The sequence below is a fragment of the Mycobacterium sp. WUMAC-067 genome (genome assembly GCF_020217485.1).
In the GTDB taxonomy this organism is placed as follows: Bacteria; Actinomycetota; Actinomycetes; order Mycobacteriales; family Mycobacteriaceae; genus Mycobacterium.
The window spans coordinates 1-1233 of the sequence record NZ_JAEKMI010000151.1 but is presented as its reverse complement, the minus strand read 5'-3'; the positions used below and the strand labels follow the sequence as shown (position 1 = coordinate 1233).

At 61.6% G+C, this 1233-nt stretch carries 1 protein-coding gene and 1 pseudogene; one reads left to right on the top strand and one right to left on the bottom strand.

The window, feature by feature from the left end:
• Positions 1 to 266 precede the first annotated feature (266 nt).
• Positions 267 to 752: a MarR family transcriptional regulator gene (locus tag JF781_RS27950; protein WP_225330676.1), complete on the bottom strand. Its 486-nt coding sequence runs from the start codon at positions 750 to 752 to the stop codon at positions 267 to 269.
• Positions 753 to 894: 142 nt separating this feature from the next.
• Between JF781_RS27950 and JF781_RS27945 the strand changes: the two are divergent.
• Positions 895 to 1233, top strand: a pseudogene (locus JF781_RS27945) (DUF5135 domain-containing protein); the annotation flags it as partial.

Below are 1233 nucleotides of genomic sequence, written 5' to 3'. Positions count from 1 at the left end.
CTTTGAACCGATGGACGGAGTAGAAGGATAAGCGGGCGCATCTCTTTGGACTCTCGGCGTCCTGCGCGGTCGACAACCCGACTTTTTCGGAGCAGCCACTTCCAGGGCACTCACCAGGAAACTAGTAGTAGGGCAACGAACGGCATGGAAGGCCGGGTACCGCGATGACATAGTCGGGTGTTAGCGGCCAGGTGTGCACGTGAAATGAGTGTTGACGACGGGTTGACGCCGACGGAAGGCGCAAATATCGGCGTGGCCAGACTCGATCAGCGGGCATCGTCGGCCTTCCGCAAGGGATTTGGAACTGGGGACTCCGGAACACCGCTGAGCTTGCGGAGCGTAGCGATGCAGGCATGGAGTTCTTCGAGCGCCACGCTGGCCGCCTTGGCTCGGAAGAACTCATGCAGCTGGCGCAACGACTCCTTTTGCACGCGCGCACCTCGCGGCGTCACCTGGATGCGGGTGACCCTCTTGTCGGCAGTCGATGATGTCCGTCGCAACAGATCCGCGCCGGCGAGCTTGTCGATGTCCGCGGTAATGGTACTCGGCAGCACGTTGAGGTATTCGCTCAGCGAGCTGGGGCGGTCGAGCCCGGCGTGGACCAGAAAGATGATGCCCAGGGCGCGTTCAGAGATTCCATACTTGTCGACCAGCGGCATGGTGAGGGTCGCAATCATACGTTCGACGTCCATCACTGCTCCAAGAAAGTCGACGATGTCGGCGTCGTCGGCAGGTCCAATGGCGTCGGTCACGACGCCATACGCTACCGCCTCGTCGTCTGACTGCGGCTCAGCAGAATATTTCATTATATGAATAATCTGGGTTAATCTTCACCCGGGGGCGACGTTCGCCTCACGCGTCACTAGACGTCGCGGGGATACGGCGAGGAGTGCAATGAAGCCATCAGTTCCTGTCCACGAGCCCCCGGTCGCCAACCGGACCGTGCGCCCCCGCGCTATTTCGCCCTGGCAGGCCCTGATCGGTTGGATGATGGTGGCCGCGCTGGCGGTCGTCATTCTGATGACCGCGGACAAGCATGGACCGGTGTCGACCGACAACGCGAATCCGGACGGCCTGGGCAAGCCGCCGCCGGTACAGCCACTGTTACACCCGCTCGACTGGCTTACGTTGGGACAGATATTGGGCGCTCTGCTCGCCGCTGGCACCATCGTCGCCTCGATTCTCGTCTGGAGGCGTCATCCCGGACACCCGGTCATACTTATGACCCTCGCC